General features: G+C 66.4%; 20 protein-coding genes. 3 read left to right on the top strand and 17 right to left on the bottom strand.

The genetic code is table 11. The features are described 5' to 3' along the window. Window positions 1-48 precede the first annotated feature (48 nt). The 6 genes from QZM35_RS29085 to QZM35_RS29060 all read right to left on the bottom strand — a co-directional run bounded on the left by QZM35_RS29085 (window position 49) and on the right by QZM35_RS29060 (window position 5,909). Complete coding sequence (locus QZM35_RS29085; RefSeq protein ID WP_046544940.1) at window positions 49-774, bottom strand: amino acid ABC transporter ATP-binding protein; 726 nt, start codon at window positions 772-774, stop codon at window positions 49-51. Then, window positions 771-1,448 (bottom strand): glutamate/aspartate ABC transporter permease GltK, encoded by a 678-nt coding sequence (gene gltK, locus QZM35_RS29080; RefSeq protein WP_089424495.1) that lies wholly within the window; start codon window positions 1,446-1,448, stop codon window positions 771-773. Before gltK ends, QZM35_RS29085 begins: the two co-directional genes overlap by 4 nt. Then, window positions 1,448-2,188 carry an amino acid ABC transporter permease gene (locus tag QZM35_RS29075; RefSeq protein ID WP_089424494.1) on the bottom strand — a complete coding sequence of 247 codons (741 nt, stop codon included), beginning with the start codon at window positions 2,186-2,188 and terminating at the stop codon, window positions 1,448-1,450. Before QZM35_RS29075 ends, gltK begins: the two co-directional genes overlap by 1 nt. 84 nt (window positions 2,189-2,272) lie before the next feature. After that, window positions 2,273-3,166 (bottom strand): glutamate/aspartate ABC transporter substrate-binding protein, encoded by an 894-nt coding sequence (locus tag QZM35_RS29070; RefSeq protein ID WP_174973240.1) that lies wholly within the window; start codon window positions 3,164-3,166, stop codon window positions 2,273-2,275. A gap of 252 nt (window positions 3,167-3,418) precedes the next feature. Next, complete coding sequence (locus QZM35_RS29065; protein WP_011350945.1) at window positions 3,419-4,705, bottom strand: Glu/Leu/Phe/Val dehydrogenase; 1,287 nt, start codon at window positions 4,703-4,705, stop codon at window positions 3,419-3,421. A gap of 250 nt (window positions 4,706-4,955) precedes the next feature. Then, window positions 4,956-5,909, bottom strand: a complete 954-nt coding sequence (locus QZM35_RS29060; protein WP_089424492.1) for a LysR substrate-binding domain-containing protein — start codon at window positions 5,907-5,909, stop codon at window positions 4,956-4,958. 231 nt (window positions 5,910-6,140) lie between these two features. Between QZM35_RS29060 and purB the strand changes: the two genes are divergently transcribed. Further along, window positions 6,141-7,529: an adenylosuccinate lyase gene (gene purB, locus QZM35_RS29055; protein WP_043191242.1), complete on the top strand. Its 1,389-nt coding sequence runs from the start codon at window positions 6,141-6,143 to the stop codon at window positions 7,527-7,529. Between the two features lie 77 nt (window positions 7,530-7,606). On the opposite strand, the gene QZM35_RS29050 is transcribed toward purB, so the two are convergent. Next, window positions 7,607-9,028, bottom strand: a complete 1,422-nt coding sequence (locus tag QZM35_RS29050; protein ID WP_301777329.1) for an FAD-binding oxidoreductase — start codon at window positions 9,026-9,028, stop codon at window positions 7,607-7,609. A 283-nt stretch (window positions 9,029-9,311) separates the two neighbouring features. Here QZM35_RS29050 and QZM35_RS29045 point away from each other — a divergent pair, with 283 nt between their 5' ends. After that, a complete protein-coding gene (locus tag QZM35_RS29045; RefSeq protein ID WP_301777328.1) occupies window positions 9,312-9,959 on the top strand; it encodes a TetR/AcrR family transcriptional regulator in 648 nt (215 codons plus the stop codon). A gap of 77 nt (window positions 9,960-10,036) precedes the next feature. On the opposite strand, the gene QZM35_RS29040 is transcribed toward QZM35_RS29045, so the two are convergent. The 4 genes from QZM35_RS29040 to edd all read right to left on the bottom strand — a co-directional run bounded on the left by QZM35_RS29040 (window position 10,037) and on the right by edd (window position 14,637). Further along, the gene (locus tag QZM35_RS29040; protein WP_089424489.1) at window positions 10,037-10,540 is read right to left on the bottom strand and encodes a gluconokinase; all 504 of its coding nucleotides are present in this window, start codon (window positions 10,538-10,540) and stop codon (window positions 10,037-10,039) included. A gap of 13 nt (window positions 10,541-10,553) precedes the next feature. Further along, the gene (locus QZM35_RS29035; protein ID WP_089424488.1) at window positions 10,554-11,915 is read right to left on the bottom strand and encodes a GntP family permease; all 1,362 of its coding nucleotides are present in this window, start codon (window positions 11,913-11,915) and stop codon (window positions 10,554-10,556) included. Between the two features lie 219 nt (window positions 11,916-12,134). Then, complete coding sequence (gene eda, locus QZM35_RS29030; protein ID WP_011350938.1) at window positions 12,135-12,761, bottom strand: bifunctional 4-hydroxy-2-oxoglutarate aldolase/2-dehydro-3-deoxy-phosphogluconate aldolase; 627 nt, start codon at window positions 12,759-12,761, stop codon at window positions 12,135-12,137. A gap of 19 nt (window positions 12,762-12,780) precedes the next feature. Continuing rightward, window positions 12,781-14,637, bottom strand: coding sequence for a phosphogluconate dehydratase (edd, locus tag QZM35_RS29025; protein WP_301777327.1), 1,857 nt, complete (start codon window positions 14,635-14,637; stop codon window positions 12,781-12,783). Between the two features lie 282 nt (window positions 14,638-14,919). On the opposite strand from edd, the gene QZM35_RS29020 reads away from it, so the two are divergent. Next, complete coding sequence (locus QZM35_RS29020; RefSeq protein ID WP_039361495.1) at window positions 14,920-15,768, top strand: MurR/RpiR family transcriptional regulator; 849 nt, start codon at window positions 14,920-14,922, stop codon at window positions 15,766-15,768. Between the two features lie 107 nt (window positions 15,769-15,875). Here QZM35_RS29020 and QZM35_RS29015 read toward each other — a convergent pair whose 3' ends face one another. The 6 genes from QZM35_RS29015 to QZM35_RS28990 all read right to left on the bottom strand — a co-directional run bounded on the left by QZM35_RS29015 (window position 15,876) and on the right by QZM35_RS28990 (window position 22,782). After that, window positions 15,876-16,298 carry a CopD family protein gene (locus QZM35_RS29015; RefSeq protein ID WP_089424484.1) on the bottom strand — a complete coding sequence of 141 codons (423 nt, stop codon included), beginning with the start codon at window positions 16,296-16,298 and terminating at the stop codon, window positions 15,876-15,878. Between the two features lie 19 nt (window positions 16,299-16,317). Next, the gene (locus QZM35_RS29010; protein WP_301777326.1) at window positions 16,318-17,589 is read right to left on the bottom strand and encodes a glutamate-5-semialdehyde dehydrogenase; all 1,272 of its coding nucleotides are present in this window, start codon (window positions 17,587-17,589) and stop codon (window positions 16,318-16,320) included. A gap of 138 nt (window positions 17,590-17,727) precedes the next feature. Further along, window positions 17,728-18,822, bottom strand: coding sequence for a DNA polymerase III subunit delta (gene holA / locus QZM35_RS29005; protein WP_175238201.1), 1,095 nt, complete (start codon window positions 18,820-18,822; stop codon window positions 17,728-17,730). 18 nt (window positions 18,823-18,840) lie between these two features. Further along, window positions 18,841-19,395: an LPS assembly lipoprotein LptE gene (gene lptE, locus QZM35_RS29000; protein WP_069247123.1), complete on the bottom strand. Its 555-nt coding sequence runs from the start codon at window positions 19,393-19,395 to the stop codon at window positions 18,841-18,843. Window positions 19,396-19,433: 38 nt separating this feature from the next. Beyond that, complete coding sequence (gene leuS, locus QZM35_RS28995) at window positions 19,434-22,028, bottom strand: leucine--tRNA ligase (protein ID WP_089424481.1); 2,595 nt, start codon at window positions 22,026-22,028, stop codon at window positions 19,434-19,436. 292 nt (window positions 22,029-22,320) lie between these two features. Continuing rightward, window positions 22,321-22,782, bottom strand: a complete 462-nt coding sequence (locus QZM35_RS28990) for a biopolymer transporter ExbD (protein WP_069247121.1) — start codon at window positions 22,780-22,782, stop codon at window positions 22,321-22,323. Window positions 22,783-22,795: the final 13 nt, after the last annotated feature.

Genomic DNA, 22,795 nt, shown 5'->3' with positions numbered 1-22,795 from the left:
GGGCGGTTTTCGTATCGGCGCATCGGCAGCGCCGACGGGCGCGAACGCTCAGTGCAGGATCTTCGCGAGGAAGTCCTTCGCGCGTTCCGATTTCGGATTCGAGAAGAAATCGTCCTTGCGGTCGTCCTCGACGATCGCGCCCTTGTCCATGAAGATCACGCGGTGCGCGACCTTCTTCGCGAAGCCCATCTCGTGCGTGACGACCATCATCGTCATCCCTTCCTGCGCGAGTTCGACCATCACGTCGAGCACTTCGTTGATCATCTCGGGGTCGAGCGCGGACGTCGGCTCGTCGAACAGCATCGCGATCGGATCCATCGACAGCGCGCGCGCGATCGCGACACGCTGCTGCTGGCCGCCCGACAGCTGGCCCGGGAACTTGTGCGCATGCGCCTTCAGGCCGACGCGGTCGAGCAGCTTCATGCCCTTCTCGTTCGCCTCGTCCTTGCCGCGGCCGAGCACCTTGATCTGCGCGAGCGTCAGGTTCTCGGTAATCGACAGGTGCGGGAACAGCTCGAAATGCTGGAACACCATCCCGACCTTCGAGCGCAGCTTCGACAGGTTCGTCTTCTTGTCGCCGACCGACTGGCCGTTCACGAGGATCTCGCCCTGCTGGAACGGCTCGAGGCCGTTCACGGTCTTGATCAGCGTGGATTTACCCGAGCCCGACGGGCCGCACACGACGACCACTTCGCCTTTCTTGACCTCGGTCGTGCAGTCGGTGAGAACCTGAAACTGGCCGTACCACTTCGAAACGTTCTTGATGGAAATCATCTTGTGACCTTTTTCTGGAGACCCTTGACGAGTGCAGACGCCAACGAGCAAATCACGAAATAGCATGCGCCGGCGAACAGGACCATCTCGACGGTCGTGCCGTCGCGATCGCCGATGTTGGCCGCCGTGCGGAAGAAGTCCGCGAGACTGATCACGTACACGAGCGACGTATCCTGGAACAGGACGATCGCCTGCGTGAGCAGCAGCGGCACCATCGCGCGGAACGCCTGCGGCAGGATCACGAGGCGCATCGCCTGCGCGTAGTTCATGCCGAGCGCGAACGCGGCATTCACCTGCCCGCGCGGCACCGCCTGGATGCCGGCGCGGATGATCTCGGAATAATACGCGGCTTCGAACAGCGAGAACGCGACCATCGCCGAGGCGAGACGGATGTCGATCGTCGGCGACAACCCGAGCACGCCCTGCAGCAGCTGCGGCACGATCAGGAAGAACCACAGCAGCACCATCACGAGCGGGATCGAACGGAACACCGTCACGTACGCTTTCGCGAACCATGCGAGCGGCGTCACGCCGGACAGCCGCAGCAGCGCGAGCAGCGTGCCCCAGACGATCCCGACCACGATCGCGATCAGCGTGATCTGGAACGTGACGACCGCCCCCGTCCACAGCGTCGGCAGCGCGCCGGGAATACTACTCCAGTCGAACTGATGCATCACTTGCCTCCGATATAGCCGGGCAGCCGCGTACGGCCTTCGATCCAGCGCATGAACGCCATCACGACGAGGTTGATGATCACGTAGGCGAGCGTCACCGCGATGAACGATTCATACGTCTGCGCGGTGTAGTCGACGAGCTGGCGCGCCTGCGCGGACAGGTCGAGCAGGCCGATCGTCGACGCGACGGCGGAGTTCTTGAAGATGTTCAGGAATTCCGACGTGAGCGGCGGCACGATGATCCGGTACGCAACGGGCAGCAGCACGTAGCGGTACGTCTGCCATTGCGTGAAGCCCATCGCGAGACCGGCGGCGCGCTGGCCCTTCGGCAGCGCGTTGATCCCCGAGCGCACCTGTTCGCACACGCGCGCGCCCGTGAACAGGCCGAGACAGATGATCGACGCGGTAAAGAACTGCGTGGCGGGCGGCAACTGCTTGATCCAGGTGCCGATCGACGCGGGCAGCAGCTCCGGTATCACGAGATACCAGATGAAGAACTGCACGATCAGCGGAATGTTCCGGAAGATCGACACGTACAGGGTGCCGATCGCGGACAGCCATTTGTTCGGCACGGTGCGCAGCACGCCGAACAGCGAACCGACGATCAGCGCGATGACCCAGGCGACGAGCGACACTTCGATGGTCACCCAGAAGCCGGACATCAGCCATCCGAAATAAGTCGTCGGCTCGCCGGTCGATACGGGGCTCAGGAAGATGCCCCAGTTCCAGTGGTAAGACATGGGCAAGACTCCAGCAAAAAGAGACGGAAGAAGCGGGGCCTCTTCCGTCTCATTAGCGTCATTTCTGCATCAACGGCCGTGCGGTCAGTCGAGCGCCTTGTCGTTCGGGTTCGCGTACAGCTTCTTCATCGAATCGGACAGCGGGAAGTTGAGGTTCAGCCCCTTCGGCGGGATCGGGTTCTCGAACCACTTCGCGTAGATCTTCGCGGCTTCGCCCGACTTCTCGACTTGCGAGATCGCGTCGTCGACGACCTTCTTGAAGTCCGCATCGCCCTTGCGCATCATGCAGCCGTACGCCTCTTCCGATTGCGGCGTGCCGACGATCACCCACTCGCCCGGCTGCTTCGCCTTCGCGCGCTCGCCCGCGAGCAGCGCGTCATCCATCATGAACGCGACCGCGCGGCCCGATTCCAGCGTATTGAACGAATCGCCGTGATCCTTCGCGCTGATGATGTTCATGCCGAGCTGCTTGTCGTTGTTCATCTTGCGCAGCAGGCGCTCCGACGTCGTGCCGGCGGTGGTCACGACCGTCTTGCCCTTCAGGTCGGCGAAATCCTTGACGCCCGAATCCTTCTTCGTCATCAGGCGCGTGCCGATCACGAAGATCGTGTCGGAGAACGAGGCCTGCTGCTGGCGTTCCGCGTTGTTGGTGGTCGAGCCGCACTCGATGTCGACCGTGCCGTTCTGCACGAGCGGGATGCGGTTCTGCGACGTGACCGGAATGTTCTTCACCTGCAGGTTCGGCAGGTTCAGCTTCTTCTTCACCGCGTCGACCACCTTCAGCTGGAATTCGCGCGAATAGCCGACTACCTGCTGGTTCTGGTCGTAGTAGGAGAACGGAATCGACGATTCGCGGTGCCCCAGCGCGATCACGCCCGTGTCCTTGATCTTCTTCAGCGTGCCCGTCTCCTGAGCATGCGCGCCGCTTGCGAACGCGCAAAGCGCCGCGAACATCAGGACTGCCTTTTGGTATTTCATTTTGGTCATCTCCTTGGCTAAAACCCGCGCCAGTGTATCAAAGTAATATTTTTGAAAGTACTGGTTGTTTACCGCACTACGAATCGCGCTGCGCGAAGCCTTCCTCCCGGCTTCGGGCGCCCCTTCCGGCGCCTGAATGCGCGCGCGGGCGATGCCGGATTCGGCACCGCCCGCGAGGGTTCATGCACGCAACCGGATGGATTGCGTCATGGATTGATCGTAGTCAACCGATCTGAAATCGGCAACTGCCGATCAGGGGTACAGGCCGCGCATTTCGCGCGCCATCAGGATGCGCTTGCACGCAACGATGAACGCTGCGGTACGCACCGACACCTTGTGCTCTTCCGCGACCGCCCACACGCCGGAGAACGCTTCGCGCATCACGCGTTCGAGACGGTGGTTGATCTCGTCTTCCGTCCAGAAGAAGCTCGAGAAATCCTGCACCCATTCGAAGTACGACACGGTCACGCCACCCGCGTTCGCGATCACGTCCGGAATCACCAGCACGCCGTTCGCGGTCAGGATGTCGTCCGCCGCCGTCGTCGTCGGGCCGTTCGCGCCTTCGACGATGATCTTCGTGCGGATCTTCCCTGCGTTCTTCTCGGTGATCTGGTTTTCCAGTGCCGCCGGGATCAGGATGTCGGTTTCGACCGTCCAGAACTCGTCATTCGGCATCGGCTCCGCGCCTTCGAAGCCCGCGACGCCGCCCGTGCGTGCGACGTGGTCGAGCAGCTTGTTCGAATCCAGACCGGCCGGCTGGTAGATCGTGCCCGTGTGATCCTGCACCGCGATCACCTTCGCACCCGCTTCCTGGAACAGCTTCGCCGCGATGCCGCCGACGTTGCCGAAGCCCTGCACCGCGATGCGTGCGCCTTCGATCTCGAGGCCCTTCTTCTTCGCCGCTTCGCTGCCGACGACGAACACGCCGCGGCCCGTTGCTTCCTTGCGGCCGAGCGAACCGCCGAGCGCGATCGGCTTGCCGGTCACGACGCCGGTCGACGTCTGGCCCTGGTTCATCGAGTACGTGTCCATCATCCACGCCATCACCTGTTCGTTGGTGTTGACGTCCGGCGCCGGAATGTCGGTGTTCGGGCCGATGATGATGCCGATTTCGCTGGTGTAGCGGCGCGTCACGCGCTCGAGCTCACCACGCGACAGCTTGCGCGGGTCGACGCGGATACCGCCCTTCGCGCCGCCGTACGGCACGTTCACGGCCGCGTTCTTGACCGACATCCATGCGGACAGTGCCATCACTTCCGACAGCGTCACGTCCTGGTGGTAACGCACGCCGCCCTTGCCCGGGCCGCGCGACACGTTGTGCTGCACGCGATAGCCTTCGAAGTGCGCGACGGTCCCGTTATCGAGCTCGATGGGGCAGTCGACGATCAGGATGCGCTTCGGGCGCTTCAGCGTTTCGAGCCAGCGCGACAGCGAGCCGAGATACGGCGCGACGCGATCGACTTGCTGAAGGTAGTTGCCCCACGGGCCGAGATCGTCGGCGTGCAGGTAGGACGGGATGGACTGCAATTGCGAAGACATGGATGCTCCAACGGTCAACAGGTGCGCACATTGTCGAAAAACCCGTTTTTTTTATCCAATGCCGTTTGCTTATTCGATTATGCGTTTCTTGCATGATCGCGATTTTTCGCAAATCCGCGGTCGATTTGCGCAAGAACGCCCGCGATCGATCGTGCATCGCGTACGTGAAAAATCGTGTTTCCTGGCGGCGGGACGGCCGCCGGACAGCCGTCCGACAGGCTTCGCAAGCTCGACGACAGCAGGCCGGCGGTTAACCCGCGGTTTCGCGCAATTCGTCGCGCACGACGTCCCACAGCGCACGCACGAGCTTCTGGCGGGGATCGTCGCCCTGCAGCGCGAGCTTGTCGCAGTACAGCCGGATCTCCATCGTCAGCGTGAACGGGTGCGCGCCGCCGCGCACCGACCGGTCGAGCCGGATCAGGCGGCCGCCCGCGACCGCATCCTCGACCGCGCTGTGCGGCAGGAACGCGACCCCGTGGCCCGCGAGCGCCATCGCCTTCAGCCCTTCGGCCATGTCGGTCTCGTAGACGCGATCGAGGAACAGCGGTGTCGTCGCATTCGCGACGATGACTTCCGTCATCCGGCCGAGATACGCGTTCGGCGTATAGGACAGGTACGGCACGCGCGCGTCGGCCGTGCCGGGCAGCGTATAGCGCGGCCGCCCCGCGCGGCCCGGCGCCGAGAACGGGCTGATCGGCTCGCTGCCGAGAATCAGCATGTCGTAGCGCGCCGGGTCGAGCGCGACCGGATGGCTCGGGTGGTGGTAGCCCATCACGAGATCGCAGCCGCCCTCGACGAGCGACAGCACCGCGTCGTGCACGTTCAGCGCCCGCAGCCGCGTGTGGACCTGGCCCATCTTCGCCTCGATCCGCTGCAGCCAGCGCGGGAAATACGTGAGCGACAGCGTATGCGGCACCGCGAACTCGATCGTCGGCACCGGCGCGCCGACGTGGCCGCGCAGCAGCGTGCGCGCCTCGTGCGCCTGCGACAGCATCGTCAGCGCCTGTTCGTAGAAGATCTGCCCGGCCTGCGTGAGCCGCGTCGGATAAACCGAACGATCGATCAGTTCGGTCGCGAGCCACGCCTCGAGCGCCTGGATGCGCCGCGAAAACGCCGGCTGCGACACGTGCCGCAGCTCGGCGGACCGGCTAAAGCTGCGCGTTTCCGCGAGCGAAACGAAGTCTTCGAGCCATTTCAGTTCCATGCAGGCGGGCGCGGCGGGCGACAGTCGGGAAGAAGCCTGCATTCTACCGGCGGGCGGGCCCCGCCGGCGGCGCGGCGAGCGGCCCGGCGCCCTGCCGCGCACGCGCGCCGGCGCGGTATCCGCGCGCGGCGGCGCCCGCCGGCCGCGTGCGGCCGGGATCGTCCCGCGCCAATGGTAAAATGCCGGATTCTCCCTCCCCTCGCTCGACCCGGCCCCAAGGCCCGCCCGATCATGTCCGACACTCGTCCCGATACGCTTTTCGCCCTCACCGCGCTTTCGCCCATCGACGGCCGCTACGCCAGCAAGACCGAAGCGCTGCGCGACTGGCTCTCCGAAGCCGCCTTCATGCGCCACCGCGTCACCGTCGAGGTGCACTGGCTGATCGCGCTGTCGCGCGCCGGCTTCGCGGAAGTCCCGCGCTTCTCCGATGCGTCCGAACAGTTCCTGCTGCAGCTCGCCGAGCGCTTCACCGCGCACGACGCCGCCCGCATCAAGGACATCGAGCGCGTGACGAACCACGACGTGAAGGCCGTCGAATACTGGCTGAAGGAATCGGTGAAGGGCCAGGAAGAACTCGAAAAGGCCAGCGAATTCATCCACTTCGCGTGCACGTCGGAAGACATCAACAACACGTCGCACGGCATGATGCTCGCCGGTGCGCGCGAGCACGTGATCCTGCCGGCCCTGCGCACGGTCTACCAGCGCCTCGTCGCACTCGCGCACGCGCACGCCGAGCAGCCGATGCTGTCGCGCACGCACGGCCAGCCGGCCAGTCCGACGACGCTCGGCAAGGAACTCGCGAACGTCGCGGCCCGCCTCGCCCGTGCGATCACGCGCATCGAGAAGGTCGAGATCCTCGGCAAGATGAACGGCGCGGTCGGCAACTTCAACGCGCATCTGTCGGCGTATCCGGAATTCGACTGGGAAGCGTTCTCGCGCGACGTGATCGAGAACCGCCTGAAGCTCACGTTCAACCCGTACACGATCCAGATCGAGCCGCACGACTACATGGCCGAGCTGTTCGACGCCGTGGCGCGCGCGAACACGATCCTGCTCGACCTCGACCGCGACGTGTGGGGCTACATCTCGGTCGGCTACTTCAAGCAGAAGACGAAGGCCGGTGAAATCGGCTCGTCGACGATGCCGCACAAGGTCAACCCGATCGACTTCGAGAACTCGGAAGGCAACCTCGGCCTCGCGAACGCGACGCTGCGCCACCTCGCCGACAAGCTGCCGGTGTCGCGCTGGCAGCGCGACCTGACCGACTCGACGGTGCTGCGCAACATGGGCGTCGCGCTCGGCTACTCGCTGCTCGCGTACGACTCGCTGATCCGCGGCCTCGACAAGCTCGAAGTGAACCCGCAGCGCCTGAACGAAGACCTCGACAACTGCTGGGAAGTGCTCGCCGAGCCGGTGCAGACGGTGATGCGCCGCTACGGCATCGAGAACCCGTACGAGCAGCTGAAGGAACTGACGCGCGGCAAGGGCATCACGCGCGAAGCGCTGCAGGAATTCGTCGGCACGCTCGCGATCCCGCAAGACGCGAAGGATCTCCTGCTCGCGATGACGCCGGCGTCGTACATCGGCAAGGCCGTCGAACTCGCGAAGCGGATCGCGTAAGCGCCGCCGTCTGCGCACGTAAAAAAGCCCGATGCGAGCAATCGCATCGGGCTTTTTCGTTGCCTGCCGCGGCAGCATCAGAACGAGATCATCCGCCCCGGGTTGAGCGCGCTCATCACGCTCATCGCGGCCTTCGCGGCGGGAATCGCGATCGGCGACAACTGGCGGCCGAGCGGAATCGCGCGATGGTCGATGCCGGTCAGCATCGAGAAATCGTCGTTACGGCCGACGAAATCGTCGCAGATCGCCTTGCCGATCCGCACCGTCTGCGCGACGCCGTGGCCGCTCCAGCCCTGCACCATGTACATCGGCACACGGCCGTCGGTCTTGCGGCTGTCGGTCGCGCCGTTCAGCGTGAAGTCGCTGACGCCGCTCCAGCAGTAGTCGAGCGCGAAACGGCCGTCGTGCTGCGGGAACACCGTGTTCAGCCGCGTCAGCAGGTACGCGTTCACGTCGGGCTGCGCCCAGCACGTGCCGGTGCCCTGCCCGCCGAACAGCAGGCGGTTGCCGCGGACCGGCCGGTAATAGTCGATCTGGAACTGCGTGTCGTACACGGGCATGCCGGCCGGCATCAGCGTCGCGACGTCGACGTCGAGCGGCGCCGTCACGCTCACGTAGGTAAAGAACGGCACCGTGGTCGCCGCGCCGTCGTCGAGCAGCCGGAACGTCGTGTTGTGCAGCGCGAGCACGACGCCGCGGCGCGCGGTGATCGTGCCGCCCGGCGTCGTCGCGACGACGCCCTCCGGCGTCTCGTCGAGCTCGAGCACCTCGGTGCCCTCGAACAGCGCGCCGCCGTTCAGCCGGAAGCCGTGCACGAGGCCGCGCACCAGCGCGAGCGGATGAATCTGTCCGCCGATCGCGTCGATCGCCGCACCGTGGTACAGCCCCGAGCGCACGTAGTCGTCATGCAGCTGATGGCGGCCGACGAGCGTCACGCCCGCGTCGCCGAGATGACGGCGCGCATCCGCGCCGTCCAGCAGCGCGCTCATGTGGCCCGGGTGAACCGCCGCGGTGATGTGGCCGCGCTTGCGGTCGAGCTCGAGCGCGTAACGTGCGCCGATCGCATCGATCAGGTCCATCGATTCGGCCGACGCGAAGCGCCACAGCCGCTTCGCGTCGTCGTGGGACAGGTAGTCGATCATGTCGGCGGCTTCCCAGCGCGCGAGGCCGGGCGTGAGCTGCCCGCCGTTGCGGCCCGATGCGGCCGAGCCGACGTGGTGCTTGTCGACGAGGATCGTGTCGACACCCGCTTCCGCGAGATGCAGCGCGGCCGACGCGCCGAGCAGGCCCGCGCCGATCACGAGCACGTCGCAGACGGCGTCGTGCGCGAGCGGCGCGCTGTTCGCGTGGCGTGACAGCGACGCTTCATACCAGTTCGCCGGGCGCTCGCCGTCGTAGCGGGCCGGGTCGCACCAGTTCCAGTTGTCTTTTTCGATGTTCAGTTGCGTTTGTTCGAAACGCGATTCGCCCTGGATCAGGGGTTGATTGTTGAAAGTCATGATTGCACTTGCATGGTCTTGGGCCGCCTGTCGAAGGGCCTCGTTGCGTCGAGGCTTCGCGGGTGGGGCAGCCGGTTCCACATGGGTGTCAACGAGAAAAGGGGCGTGATGGCCCGTGTTGACGGCGGCACGCTCGTGCCGCCTGGATCCCGGACTGTGCGAAAGCACGTATTGAAAGGTGCCGGGACACCCAATTTCTACACCGCAGAAATAATTCTACAGTGTAGAATAAGCTTTCGTCAAGTTTACAGCCGGTGCCGCACCGGCTCGCCAGCCCGCATCGATGAAAGACAAACCCGCCCAGGGCCCGCGCGGCCTCGACAAGGATGCGATCGTCGCGGCCGCGCTCGCGCTGCTCGAAGACGTCGGCGAAGCCGCGTTCAGCGTGCGCAAGCTCGCGCAGTCGGTCGGCTGCGACCCGATGAGCGTGCTGTACCACTTCAAGTCGAAGGAAGGCCTGAGCCGTGCGATCGCGAACGCGCTGTCGCGCTCGCTCGTGCCGGTCGACGCCGCACTGCCGTGGCGCGAACGGCTGCGCGACCTCGCTCGCCAGTACCGCGCGCTCGCGCTGCGCTACCCGGCGGCGTTCGCGCTGCTGCAGCGGCACATGAGCACCGGGCCGGCCGATCTCGCGCACATCGAGGCCGTGCATCGCGCGCTGGCCGACGCCGGCATCCCGCGCGCGGCGCTGCCGTCGGTGTGCGTCGGCTGGTATGCGAGCGTGATCGGGCTGGCCGCGGCCGAAGCCGGCGGCCTCACGCGCGCCGCGAACGACGTCGAGCTCGCGGAAATGGCAGCGCTGTCCGACGCCGCGCATCCGCTCGTCAAGGCGGCCGCCCCGCTCTATGCGCAGCTCGATCCGGCCGCCGTGCACGACACGATGCTCGACGTGCTGCTCGACGGCATCGCGAAGCAGGCGCACGCGGCCTGACCGGCCCGCGAAGACGAGCCGCCAACGAAAAAGGCGCCCGAAGGCGCCTTTTCCATGACGATTGCCGCGAACCGCGCTCAGTGCTGCTGCGCGATGCCGATCTTCAGCATGACCTGATCGACGATCTGCTCGGGCGTCAGCTCGATGCTGACCTCGATCGCTTCGTCCGGGCCCGGCTCCTCGAGCGTGTCGAGCTGGCTCTTCAGCAGCGACGGATCGAAGAAATGGCCGGTGCGGCTCTTCAGGCGCTCGTGCAACACCTCGAACGAACCCTTCAGATACACGAACCGCACGTCGGTGTCGGTGCCGCGCAGCACGTCGCGGTACGACCGCTTCAGCGACGAGCACGTGAACACGGCCGTCTCACCGGCACGCTGCTTTTCCTCGATGGCCGCGCGGATCGTGCGCAGCCACGGCCAGCGGTCGTCGTCGGTCAGCGGAATGCCGTGGTGCATCTTTTCCTTGTTCGCCGCGCTGTGAAACGCGTCGCCATCGGTATAGCTGCACGACAGGCGTTCCGCCAGCATTTCGCCGATCAGCGACTTGCCGGCGCCCGACACGCCCATTGCGATCAGAATCATTGACTACCCCTTGTTACAGAACCATGCTCAGCAGCAGTGTAAAGCCGAGGCCGAGCACCGAGATGATCGTTTCGAGCAACGACCAGGTCTTGAACGTCTGACCGACCGTCATCCCGAAGTATTCCTTGATCAGCCAGAAGCCGCCGTCGTTCACGTGCGAGAAGATCAGCGAGCCCGAGCCGGTGGCGAGCACCAGCAGTTCCGGGCTGACCGCCGCGCCGGACGCCGCCGCGATCGGCGCGACGATGCCGCAGGCCGTCGTCATCGCGACCGTCGCCGAACCCGTCGCGAGACGCATCAGCGCGGCGACGAACCAGCCGAGCAGCAGCGGCGACAGGTGCGCGTGCTTCGCGGTCTCGACGATCTGCTGCGAAATCCCGCTGTCGCGCAGGACGCCGCCGAAGCCGCCGCCCGCGCCGACGATCAGCGTGATGCCCGCGATCGGTGCCAGGCATTCGCCGCAGAACTTCTGGATCTGGTCGCGGTTGAAGCCCTGCAGCTTGCCGAACGTGAAGAAGCTCACGAGCACGGCGATCAGCAGCGCGACGTCCGAGTTGCCGGCAAAGCGCAGCAGGTTGTTCGGCAGCGACTTCGGCGTGAACACCAGGTCGGCCCAGCTGCCGACGAGCATCAGCACGACGGGCAGCAGGATCGTGAACAGCGTGATGCCGAAGCTCGGCAGTTCGCGCTTTTCACCGTTCGCGCGCGAGTCGACGAACTGCGCGGCGAGCGGGTTGTTCTCCGGCAGCTTCACGAACTTCGAGATCGTCAGCGCGAACAGCGGGCCCGCGATGATCGCGGTCGGCACGCCGACGATCAGGCCGAACGCGATCGTCTTGCCGATATCGGCGCCGTATTGCTGAACGGCCAGCAGCGCGGCCGGGTGCGGCGGGATCAGGCCGTGCACGACGGACAGGCCGGCCACCATCGGCAGGCCGACGACGAGCAGCGACTTGCCGGTGCGCTTCGCGACGTTGAACGCGATCGGGATCAGCAGCACGAAGCCGACTTCGAAGAACACCGGCAGGCCGACGATGATCGCGACGAACATCATCGCCCAGTGGATGTTCTTTTCACCGAACCAGTCGATCAGCGTGGTCGCGATCCGTTCGGCGCCGCCCGATTCGGCCATCATCTTGCCGAGCATCGTGCCGAGGCCGACGACGATCGCGATGTGGCCGAGCGTACCGCCGGTGCCCGTCTCGAACGACTTGACGATCTTGTCCATCGGCATGCCGACGGCCAGGCCGAGGCCGAGCGACACGATGATCAGCACCAGGAACGGGTAGATCTTGTAGCGCGCGATCATCAGGATCAGCGCGGCAATCGCGATCAGCGTGAATACGAGCAGCATGCTGCCTTGGACAGCCCCCATGTGGCACTCCTCCTAGAATTGTTCGAACCGGGCGAGTTGTTGCGAGTATGCCCGGCTATGCAGGTCTCCGAAACACGGGGGGTACCCACCCCGTCAGGACGCTGAATTTTACTTATCTTTACGGTCCACGGATAGAACCGGTTCCATCAGCAAAAACCCTCGGTAAAACAAGCACTAAGGCTCGCTTTCCGAGGGTCAAACCGTCATCTCGTACAAGTCTTATCGGGGAAGCTGGCTCGCGGCTTGCGCGAGGCGCGTGACTTCGGCCCAGTCCTGCGCGGCGAGCGCGGCTTTCGGCGTGAGCCACGAACCGCCGACGCACACGACGTTCGGCAGTTTCAGGAAATTCGGCGCGGTTTCGACGGTGATGCCGCCGGTCGGGCAGAACTTCAGCGCCGGGAACGGGCCGTGGAACGCCTGCAGCATCGGCACGCCGCCCGCTTGCTGCGCGGGGAAGAACTTCACGATCTCGTAGCCGAATTCGAGCGCCTGGATGATGTCGCTCGGCGTCATCACGCCCGGCAGCAGCGGCAGGCCCGCGTCGAGCGACGCGAGGTGCAGCTCCTTCGTCAGGCCCGGCGACACGCCGAACTTCGCGCCCGCGCGCTTGGCCTGCTCGCAATGCTCGGGCTTCGTGATCGTGCCGACGCCGACGACGATGTCGTCCGCGAGCTGGCTGGCGCGCTGGATCGCTTCCAGGCCGGCCGGCGTGCGCAGCGTGATCTCGAGCACCTTCACGCCGCCTGCGTGCAGCGCACGCGACACGTGTTCGCCCTGCTCGACCGAGTCGAATGCGAGCACCGGGATGACCGGGCCCAGCTTCACGATTTCAGCAATCGTCTTCATTGAATTGGCTCCTTGAAATTCATGCGGCGACGTGGGCGGCCGTTTCGCCGACCAGCGCGCCGAAAACCGATGCGCCCTGCTCGGCCGGCGCGGCGGCCGCGCGGAACACGCCGAACAGTTCACGCCCGAAACCGACCTCGTTCTCGGCCTGGTGCAGCGGCTGCGCGACCGGGCGTGCCTGCCACTCGGCGGCGTCGACCTCGATGTCGAGCACGCCGGCTTCCGCGTCGATCACGAGCGTATCGCCCGTCTTCACCTTGCCGAGCGGGCCGGCCAGCAGCGCTTCCGGCGACACGTGGATCACGGCCGGCACCTTGCCCGACGCGCCCGACATGCGGCCGTCGGTAACCAGCGCGACGTGGAAGCCCTGATCCTGCAGCACGCCGAGCAGCGGCGTCAAACGGTGCAGTTCGGGCATCCCGTTCGCGCGCGCGCCCTGGAAGCGCACCACCGCGACGAAATCGCGCTTCAGCTCGCCGCGATCGAATGCTTCCTGCACGGCTTCCTGCGAATCGAACACGATCGCAGGCGCCGTCACCTTGCGGTGCTCGGGCGCGACCGCCGAAATCTTGATCACGCCGCGGCCGAGCCGGCCCTGCATCAGGCGCAGGCCACCGTCCGGCTGGAACGGGTCGCGGATGCCGCGCAGCACCTTCGTGTCGTGGCTCTCGGCCGCGCCGTCGACCCACGTCAGCTTGCCGTCGATCAGCTTCGGCTCCTTCGTGTAGTGCGCGAGACCCTTGCCGGCGACCGTCGTCACGTCCTCGTGCAGCAGCCCGCCTTCGAGCAGGTTGCGTACCAGGAAGGCCACGCCGCCCGCCGCGTGGAAATGGTTCACGTCGGCCTTGCCGTTCGGGTAGATCTTCGCGAGCAGCGGCACGACGGCCGACAGTTCGTCGAAATCGTTCCAGTCGATCAGGATGCCGGCCGCGCGCGCGATCGCGACGAGGTGCAGCGTGTGGTTGGTCGAGCCGCCCGTCGCGAGCAGCGCGACGATCCCGTTGACGATCGCCTTCTCGTCGATCACGTGGCCGATCGGCGTGTAGTGGCCGCGCTCGACGGTCAGGTCGAGCACGCGGCGCGCAGCCTCGGCGGTGAGCGCGGTGCGCAGCGGCGTGTGCGGGTGGACGAATGCCGAGCCCGGCAGATGCAGCCCCATCAGCTCCATCAGCATCTGGTTGCTGTTCGCGGTGCCGTAGAACGTGCAGGTGCCGTGGCCGTGATAGGCGGCGGATTCGGCTTCGAGCAGCGCGTCGCGGCCGACCTGGCCGGTCGCGAACTGCTGGCGGATCTTCGCCTTGTCGTCGTTCGACAGGCCGCTCGTCATCGGGCCGGCCGGCACGAAGATCGTCGGCAGGTGGCCGAACTGCAGCGCGCCGATCAGCAAACCCGGCACGATCTTGTCGCAGATGCCGAGGCAGAGCGCCGCGTCGAACATGTTGTGCGTGAGCGCGATCGCCGTGCCCATCGCGATCGCCTCGCGCGAGAACAGCGACAGCTCCATCCCCGGGTTGCCCTGCGTGACGCCGTCGCACATCGCCGGCACGCCGCCCGCGAACTGCGCGACCCCGCCGTTCTCGCGCGCGGCCGTCTTGATGATCTCGGGGAAATCCTTGTACGGCGCATGCGCGGACAGCATCTCGTTGTACGAGGACACGATGCCGATGTTCGGCTCGCGGATCGCCTTGATCGAGAACTTGTCGTTACCCTCGAGGCCGGCGAAGCCGTGCGCGAGGTTCGCGCACGATAGCGCGCCGCGTGCCGGGAACTTGCCCTGCGCGCCGTCGATGCGCTGCAGATAGGCGGAACGGGTCGATTGGCTGCGGGCGATCACGCGTTCGGTGACCTTCGCCAGAGTGGGGTGCAGCGACGTCATGCTGGGCGCTCCTGTATGCCGGCCGACACCGGCGGTTGGAATCGTGGGGACGGTCGAATGCGTCGACAGAACGAAGCCAGTCTAGTAGAAAAACTACAAGCATGCAATGCGGATTCGTCGACCCGCAACCCCCATTCCCGCTACCAGTAAGGCACAACCTAGTGAAAACCCTAACCAACCTCACTGAAAGCACTGCGCCCACGCTAGTATTTTCTTGTAGATTTTCTACAATTCGATTGCGATACACTCGCTCATCCGAACCCGATTTCTGCCTGCCGTCCCATGCTGCCCCGCATTGAAGCGATCCGCACCGAGTTGCGCCCGTCCGAGCGCAAGCTCGCCGACTACATCCTCGCCGCGCCGCGCGAGGTGCTCGACCTCGCGATGACCGAGCTGTCGACGCGCGCGGGCGTCAGCCAGCCGACGATCGCCCGCTTCTGCCAGGCGCTCGGCTGCAGCGGCTTTCGCGAATTCAAGATCCGGCTCGCGCAGAGCGTCGCGCCGGGCGTGTCGTCGGTCTATCGCGACGTCGAGCCCGACGAACCGGCGCCCGGCATCATCGGCAAGGTGTTCGACCGCACGATCGGTGCACTGATCGAGGTGCGCAACAGCCTGTCCGCCGGCAGCGTCGCCGAGGCGATCGGGCTGCTGTCGAACGCGTCGCGGATCGAGTTCTACGGCGCCGGCGGCTCGGGCATCGCCGCGCAGGACATCCAGCACAAGTTCTTCCGGCTCGGCGTGCCGAGCGTCGCGTATTCGGATCCGCACACGTTCTCGATGTCGTCGGCGCTGCTCGGCCCGCACGACGTCGTCGTCGCGATCTCGAACACCGGCCGCACGCGCGACATCGTCGACGCCGCGCGCTCCGCACTCGCGTGCGGCGCGAAGGTCGTCGCGATCACGCAGAGCCATTCGCCGCTCGCGAAGCTCGCGACGGTGAGTCTCGCGTCGAACGTCGCGGAGGAAACGGACGTGTTCTCGCCGATGACGTCGCGGATGTCGCATCTCGCGATCGGCGACATCCTCGCGGTCGGCGTCGCGCTGTCACGCGGCCCCGCGCTGATGGAACGGGTCGGCCGCGCGAAGGAGGCGATCACGCGCCGCCGGATCGACGACGGCACGAAGGATTGAGCAGACGCCCGCGCCGACCGCGTGCACAAACCGTAAACGACAAACGGCGCCCCGCAGGGCGCCGTTTGCCTATCAGGCCGCGCCGGCAACTGCGCCGGCGATGCCGCTCAGAACGGCTTGATCACGACCAGCGCGACCGCCGCGAGCATGCCGAGCACCGGCAGCTCGTTGAACACGCGATACCACTTGTCGGTGCGGCGGTTCTCGCCGCGCTCGAACACCCGCAGCAGATACCCGCAATACGCGTGATAGACGATCAGCAGCAGCACGACCGTCACCTTCGCGTGAATCCAGCCCTGCCCCTGCCCGATGCCGATCGACAGCCAGAGCCACAGCCCGCAGGCCAGCGCCGGCACCGCGATCATCGTCATGAAGCGGAACAGCTTGCGCGCCATCAGCAGCAGGCGACGCACGGCGGCCGGATCGGTTTCCATGGCCAGGTTCACGTAGATGCGCGGCAGGTAGAACAACCCTGCAAACCACGCGGCGATCAGAACGATATGGAACGTCTTGACCCAGAGCATCGCCATCGATTGTGCGCCTCGCTGTTTATTGGCGGCCTTCGCCGTGTCCGAGCACGACGTACTTCAGCGACGTCAAGCCTTCCAGGCCGACGGGGCCGCGCGCGTGCAGCTTGTCGTTCGAGATGCCGATTTCCGCGCCGAGGCCGAATTCGAAGCCGTCCGCGAAGCGCGTCGATGCGTTGACCATCACGCTCGCCGAGTCGACCTCGCGCAGGAACCGCATCGCGCGGTCGTGATCCTCGGTGACGATCGCGTCCGTGTGGTGCGAGCCGTAGTGATTGATGTGCTCGATCGCGGCGTCGGGGCCGTCGACGACCTTGATCGCGAGCACCGGCGCGAGATACTCGGTGTGCCAGTCTTCCTCGGTGGCATCGACGAGCGGGCCGACGCCCGCATCGGCGAGCACCGCGCGCGCGGCCGCGTCGACGCGCAGTTCGACCTGCTTGTCGCGATACAGCTTGCCGAGCGGCGGCAGCAGCTTCGCCGCGACGCCGCTCGCGACGAGCAGCGTCTCCATCGTGTTGCAGGTGCCGTAGCGGTGCGTCTTCGCGTTGTCGCAGACGGTCAGCGCCTTGGCGAGATCGGCGCGATCGTCGACGTACACGTGGCAGATGCCGTCGAGGTGCTTGATCATCGGCACGCGCGCCTCGTTGATCAGGCGCTCGATCAGGCTCTTGCCGCCGCGCGGCACGATCACGTCGACGTACTCGGTCATCGTGATCAGCTTGCCGACCGCCGCGCGATCGGCCGTCGCGACGACCTGCACCGCGTCCTGCGGCAGGCCGGCTGCCTCGAGCCCTTCGCCGATCAGCTTCGCGAGCGCCGCGTTCGATTCGAGCGCCTCGGAGCCGCCGCGCAGGATCGTCGCGTTGCCCGACTTCAGGCACAGCGCCGCCGCGTCGATCGTCACGTTCGGGCGCGATTCGTAGATGATGCCGATCACGCCGAGCGGCACGCGCATCTGGCCGACCTGGATGCCGCTCGGGCGGTACTTGAGGTTGCTGATCTCGCCGATCGGATCGGCCAGCGACGCCACCTGGCGCAAGCCCTCGACCATCGTCTTCAGCGCCTTGTCCGACAGCGTCAGGCGATCGACGAACGCGGCATCCATCCCCTTTTCACGGGCACGGGCGACATCGCGCGCATTCGCGTCCTTCAGCACCTGTGCGTCGCGTTCGATCGCGCGCGCCACGGCGTCGAGCGCCGCGTTCTTCGCCGCCGTGCTGGCGCGCGCCATCGCGCGGGAAGCGTGCCGGGCGCGACGGCCCAGGTCGGTCATGTACTGATCGATATCCATCGTGTGACTCGAGAAGCGCGCCGCGCGGGGCGGCATGAATTCGTGGGGAAGCGTGAGCGGCGGCGGCCGGAAGGCCGCGCCAGCCATCGAAACATTGTAAGCGGGTTGCGCAGCGCGCGCTGAAGGCCCGAACGGGACTTAGCGTCGCACGCGCCCCGCGGTCGGCGGTCGCTCGCCGCGGGCACCGGCCACCGTCATCGCGAGCTGGAACAGCCCGTCCCACGGATCGGGCGGCGGTTCGTCCTGCGTACGGCGCCCCGGCGCGACGGCCGTGAGCCCCTTGACCTGACGGTCGAGCTTCGCGGCAAATGCGAGCGCCTTCTCGAGCACGGCTTCGGACACGCGATTCAGCGCGGGACCGATCAGCCGCTCGCGCGGCCCCCACACACGGTTCTCGCGCAGCAGCGTTGCCAGCGGCTTGCCGGCCGTCGTGCCGCGCTTGATCCGCAGCAGCGTGCGTAATTCCTCGACGACGGCCCACATCACGAGCACGATCGCCTCGCCCTCGCCCTTCAGCCCGTCGATCATCCGCGCGAGCCGCGCGGCGTCGCCGGCGAGCATGGCTTCGTTCAGCTTGAAGACGTCGTAACGCGCGACGTTCAGCACCGCGTCGTGCACCTGCTCGAACGACAGCGCACCCTGCGGATACAGCAGCCCGAGCTTCTGGATTTCCTGGTGTGCGGCGAGCAGGTTGCCTTCGACGCGCTCGGCGATGAACTGCAGCGCGCGCCGCCCGTCCTCGCCGGGCGCGGCGCGCTGTCCCTGCAGCGCGAGGCGCTGGCCGATCCAGTTCGGCAGCTGCGCGCGGTCGACCGGATCGATCTTCAGCGCGACGCCGCCGTTCTGCAGCGCGGTGAACCACGCGGATTTCTGCGTGGCCGCGTCGAGACGCGGCAGCGTGACGAGCATCAGCGCGTCGGGGTTCGGCGTGGCCGCGAGCGTCTTCAGCGCATCGGCGCCTTCCTTGCCGGGCTTGCCCGACGGAATGCGCAGCTCGATCAGCTGGCGCTCGCCGAACAGCGACATCGCCTGGGTCGCGCCGAGCAGCACGCTCCAGTCGAAGCCGCGCTCGACCGTATGCACCGAACGCTCGGTGAAGCCGGCCGCGCGCGCGGCCGCACGAATGCGGTCGCACGCTTCCTGCGCGAGCAGCGGCTCGTCGCCGTAGACGGTATAGAGCCCGGCCAACCCCTTCGCGAGGTGCGGCTCCAGCGCATCAAGTCGCAGTTGCATCGATACGTGCGCCGTCGATCAGAGCGGCGGCGGCGGCAGCGGCGCGCGCGGTGCGACGCCCGGCACCACGTCTTCCGGCGCCGGCGTCAGCGAATGGACGATCGCGAGACGCCGCATCAGCTGGTCGACCGCGTCGCTCTGCATGTCGGCGTACAGGAGGTCCGCTTCCTGCGCCTTCGCGTTCGTGTACTGATCGCTGTACGTCATCGCGCGGTTCAGCGCGATCGCGCTCGGCGGGATCAGCACGGTGCCGTCCTTGCTCGTCAACTGATAACGCAACGTATAGAAGAGCGCGTATTCCTGCGCCGAACCGTACTTGTTGAGCGTCAGCGTGTTCTGGCCACGCGATTCCCACATGGTCAGCACGGCGTCGGCGTCGTCCGCCGACTTGACGATCTTCGTGTCGCTGCCGGCCTCGACGAGGCGCACGAGACGCGCCTCGACCGGCGCCGGCGCGCCGGCGATCAGCAGGTGCTTGAACGCGTAGTCCTGCTGGCCGCGCAACTGGAAGCCGCATGCCGACAGTGCAACCGCGCTGCCGACAGCGAGCATCAAAAACGATCTGCGGATCACCTTCGCTCCTTCTGGGTACGTCCGATGGCCAGCGGCCGTCAGACGACGATGTTCACGAGGCGGCCCGGCACGACGACGATCTTCTTCGCCGGCTTGCCGTCGCTGAACTTCGCGAACGCGTCGTCGGCCACTGCCGCGGCTTCGATCGCCTCGCGGCTCGCGTCCTTCGCCACCTTCAGCGCGCCGCGCACCTTGCCGTTCACCTGCAGCACGAGTTCGATCTCGGCCTGCTCGAGCGCGGCCTCGTCGACCTTCGGCCACGGTGCGTCGAGCAGCGGGCCGAATTCGTCCGCATAGCCCAGCGCCTTCCACAGCTCGAACGTGACGTGCGGCACGACCGGGTACAGCACACGCAGCAGCACGCCGTACGTTTCACGCAGCACGCCGGGCGTCGCGCCCTTCGCACCGTCGATCGCGTTCAGCATCTTCATCGCGGCCGACACGACCGTGTTGTACTGCAGGCGCTGGTAGTCGAAATCGGCCTGCTTCAGCACGCTGTAGATCTCGCGGCGCAGCGCCTTGTCGGCGTCACCGAGCGCGGCCGCATCGAAGCCCGCGCGCGCGGCGAGCGCTTCGCGGTTCGTCGCGCCGAAGCTCCACACGCGGCGCAGGAAGCGGCTCGCGCCCTCGACGCCCGCACCCGACCACTCGAGCTGCTGCTCGGGCGGCGCGGCGAACATCGTGAACAGGCGCGCGGTATCGGCGCCGTACTGGTCGATCAACAGCTGCGGATCGACACCGTTGTTCTTCGACTTCGACATCTTCTCGATGCCGCCGAGCACGACCGGCTGGCCGTCCGCGTTCAGCGTCGCGCCGACCGGGCGGCCCTTGTCGTCGTGCGTGACCGTCACGTCGAGCGGGTTGTACCAGGTCTTCTTGCCCGATGCGTCCTCGCGGTAGTACGTCTCGTTCAGCACCATGCCCTGCGTGAGCAGGTTCTTCGCCGGCTCGCCGAACTTCACGAGGCCGAGGTCGCGCATCACCTTGGTCCAGAAGCGCGAATACAGCAGGTGCAGGATCGCGTGCTCGATGCCGCCGATGTACTGGTCCATCGGCATCCAGTAGTCGGTGCGCGCGTCGACCATCGTCTCGGCGTCCGGCGCCGTGTAGCGCGAGAAGTACCACGACGAATCGACGAAGGTGTCCATCGTGTCGGTTTCGCGCTTGGCCGCCGCGCCGCACTTCGGGCACGTGCAGTTCAGGAACGCTTCCGACTTCGCGAGCGGGTTGCCCGAGCCGTCCGGCACGAGGTCTTCCGGCAGCACGACGGGCAGATCCTGCTCGGGCACCGGCACGTCGCCGCACGACGGGCAGTGGATGATCGGGATCGGCGTGCCCCAGTAGCGCTGGCGCGACACGCCCCAGTCGCGCAGGCGCCACGTGACCTGCTTGTCGCCGAAGCCGCCGGCGTTCAGGTCGGCCGCGACCGCGTCGACGGCTTCCGCATAGTGCAGGCCGTCGTACTTGCCGCTGTTCACGCAGACCGCGGTTTCCTTGTCGCCGTACCACTCCTGCCAGGCGTCGAGCGAGTACTGCTGGCCTTCGGCCGAGATCACCTGCTTGATCGGCAGGTCGTATTTCTTCGCGAACGCGAAATCGCGCTCGTCGTGGCCCGGCACGCCCATCACCGCGCCTTCGCCATAGCTCATCAGCACGTAGTTGCCGATCCACACCTCGACCGGCTCGCCGGTCAGCGGATGCGTGACCGAGAAGCCCGTCGCGACGCCCTTCTTCTCCATCGTCGCGACGTCAGCCTCGGCGACGCCGCCGCGCTTGCATTCGTCGATGAACGCGAGCAGCTCGGGCTTGTCCTGCGCGAGGCGCGTGGCGAGCGGATGCTCGGCCGCGATCGCGCAGAACGTGACGCCCATGATCGTGTCGGCACGCGTCGTGAACACGCGCAGCAGCTTCTTCTCGCCGTCGAGTTCGTACGGGAAGCCGAAGTTCACGCCGAAGCTCTTGCCGATCCAGTTCTGCTGCATGATCTTCACGCGCTCGGGCCAGCCGAGGCCGTCGAGGTCGTTCAGCAGCTCATCCGCGTACTGCGTGATGCGCAGGTAGTACATCGGGATCTCGCGCTTCTCGACGAGCGCGCCCGACCGCCAGCCGCGGCCGTCGATCACCTGCTCGTTCGCGAGCACGGTCTGGTCGACCGGGTCCCAGTTCACGGTGCCCGTCTTCTTGTACGCGATGCCCTTTTCGAGCATCTTCAGGAACAGCCACTGGTTCCACTTGTAGTAGTCGGGCTTGCACGTCGCGATTTCGCGCGACCAGTCGATCGCGAGGCCCATCGACTGCATCTGGCCCTTCATGTAGTCGATGTTGTCGTAGGTCCACTTCGCGGGCGGCACGCCGTTAGCCATCGCGGCGTTCTCGGCCGGCATCCCGAACGCGTCCCAGCCCATCGGCATCAGCGTGTTGTAGCCGTTCATCCGCAGATAGCGGTACATCACGTCGTTGATCGTGTAGTTGCGCACGTGACCCATGTGCAGCTTGCCGGACGGGTACGGCAGCATCGACACGCAGTAGAACTTCGGCTTCTGCGAATCTTCCTTCGTCTTGTAGGCGTCGGCTGCGCGCCAGTCGCCCTGGGCGGCGGCTTCGACGTCGGCGGGTACGTATCTCTCGTGCATGGTGTGGTTCGGACTAGGCTTTAAGCGACGCGACGGCGCGCGCGCAGGAGTGGATCGAAAATCGTGCTTGCCCGGCGGACCTGCAGGTTCGCTGTAGCCGGACCTGTTCGCGGTTGCCGGGCATTTTCCGGGTAACCCGCAGCATGCCCGGGTAGCCTGGAAAATTCCGGGTTACCTGAAAAAAGCCTGCCAACCGGGAAAAACGTTGATTATACCGTCCGCGCCGGCCCATTCGACCGGTCTTGCGGCGTGCGGCCCGATCCCGTGGCCGGGACAGGCCCGCCGGCTCCGCTCAGCGGTTGGCCGGCACGGCGGGCGCCGCCGCGGAACCGCCCGCCTGCGGCGGCACGTCGGTCACGAAGCCGATCCGCGTGAGGCCGGCGGCCTGCGCGGCGCCCATCACCTGCGCGATCACGTCGTAGCGGGTCGCACGCGACGCGCGCAGCCGCAACTCGGGCGGCGCGCCGCCCGCGGCGGCGGCCCGGAAGCGCGCGGGCAGCGCATCGAGCGCGACCGGTGAGTCGTCCCAGTACAGCTTGCCCGCGTCGTCGATCGACAAGGTGACGGATTGCGGCGTGTCGCGCGCGACGCTGGCCGCGACTTTCGGCAAGTCGAGCCGGATCGCGTGCGTCATCAGCGGCGCGGTGATGATGAAGATGACGAGCAGCACCAGCATCACGTCGATCAGCGGAGTCATGTTGATCTCCGCCATCGGCGCGGACGTCTTGTGGTGCTCGAGTCCGCCGAATGCCATGGTCGCTCCTCCG

Source organism: Burkholderia sp. AU45274 (genome assembly GCF_030482505.1).
GTDB lineage: Bacteria > Pseudomonadota > Gammaproteobacteria > Burkholderiales > Burkholderiaceae > Burkholderia.
Note: the sequence above shows the minus strand (reverse complement) of the source record. Positions and strands in the feature narration are given on the sequence as shown.

Bases quoted from the DNA above. Each gene is read 5' to 3' on its own strand.
- QZM35_RS29045 (WP_301777328.1), top strand. From the start codon at position 9,312: ATGAAAGACAAACCCGCCCAGGGCCCGCGCGGCCTCGACAAGGATGCG.
- QZM35_RS29070 (WP_174973240.1), bottom strand. From the start codon at position 3,166: ATGAAATACCAAAAGGCAGTCCTGATGTTCGCGGCGCTTTGCGCGTTC.
- QZM35_RS29060 (WP_089424492.1), bottom strand. From the start codon at position 5,909: ATGGAACTGAAATGGCTCGAAGACTTCGTTTCGCTCGCGGAAACGCGC.
- eda (WP_011350938.1), bottom strand. From the start codon at position 12,761: ATGAAGACGATTGCTGAAATCGTGAAGCTGGGCCCGGTCATCCCGGTG.
- QZM35_RS29065 (WP_011350945.1), bottom strand. From the start codon at position 4,705: ATGTCTTCGCAATTGCAGTCCATCCCGTCCTACCTGCACGCCGACGAT.
- QZM35_RS29040 (WP_089424489.1), bottom strand. From the start codon at position 10,540: ATGATTCTGATCGCAATGGGCGTGTCGGGCGCCGGCAAGTCGCTGATC.
- QZM35_RS29010 (WP_301777326.1), bottom strand. From the start codon at position 17,589: ATGGATATCGATCAGTACATGACCGACCTGGGCCGTCGCGCCCGGCAC.
- holA (WP_175238201.1), bottom strand. From the start codon at position 18,822: ATGCAACTGCGACTTGATGCGCTGGAGCCGCACCTCGCGAAGGGGTTG.
- edd (WP_301777327.1), bottom strand. From the start codon at position 14,637: ATGACGTCGCTGCACCCCACTCTGGCGAAGGTCACCGAACGCGTGATC.
- QZM35_RS29015 (WP_089424484.1), bottom strand. From the start codon at position 16,298: ATGGCGATGCTCTGGGTCAAGACGTTCCATATCGTTCTGATCGCCGCG.
- QZM35_RS29035 (WP_089424488.1), bottom strand. From the start codon at position 11,915: ATGGGGGCTGTCCAAGGCAGCATGCTGCTCGTATTCACGCTGATCGCG.
- gltK (WP_089424495.1), bottom strand. From the start codon at position 1,448: ATGCATCAGTTCGACTGGAGTAGTATTCCCGGCGCGCTGCCGACGCTG.
- QZM35_RS29075 (WP_089424494.1), bottom strand. From the start codon at position 2,188: ATGTCTTACCACTGGAACTGGGGCATCTTCCTGAGCCCCGTATCGACC.
- QZM35_RS29020 (WP_039361495.1), top strand. From the start codon at position 14,920: ATGCTGCCCCGCATTGAAGCGATCCGCACCGAGTTGCGCCCGTCCGAG.
- leuS (WP_089424481.1), bottom strand. From the start codon at position 22,028: ATGCACGAGAGATACGTACCCGCCGACGTCGAAGCCGCCGCCCAGGGC.
- QZM35_RS28990 (WP_069247121.1), bottom strand. From the start codon at position 22,782: ATGGCATTCGGCGGACTCGAGCACCACAAGACGTCCGCGCCGATGGCG.
- QZM35_RS29085 (WP_046544940.1), bottom strand. From the start codon at position 774: ATGATTTCCATCAAGAACGTTTCGAAGTGGTACGGCCAGTTTCAGGTT.
- purB (WP_043191242.1), top strand. From the start codon at position 6,141: ATGTCCGACACTCGTCCCGATACGCTTTTCGCCCTCACCGCGCTTTCG.
- QZM35_RS29050 (WP_301777329.1), bottom strand. From the start codon at position 9,028: ATGACTTTCAACAATCAACCCCTGATCCAGGGCGAATCGCGTTTCGAA.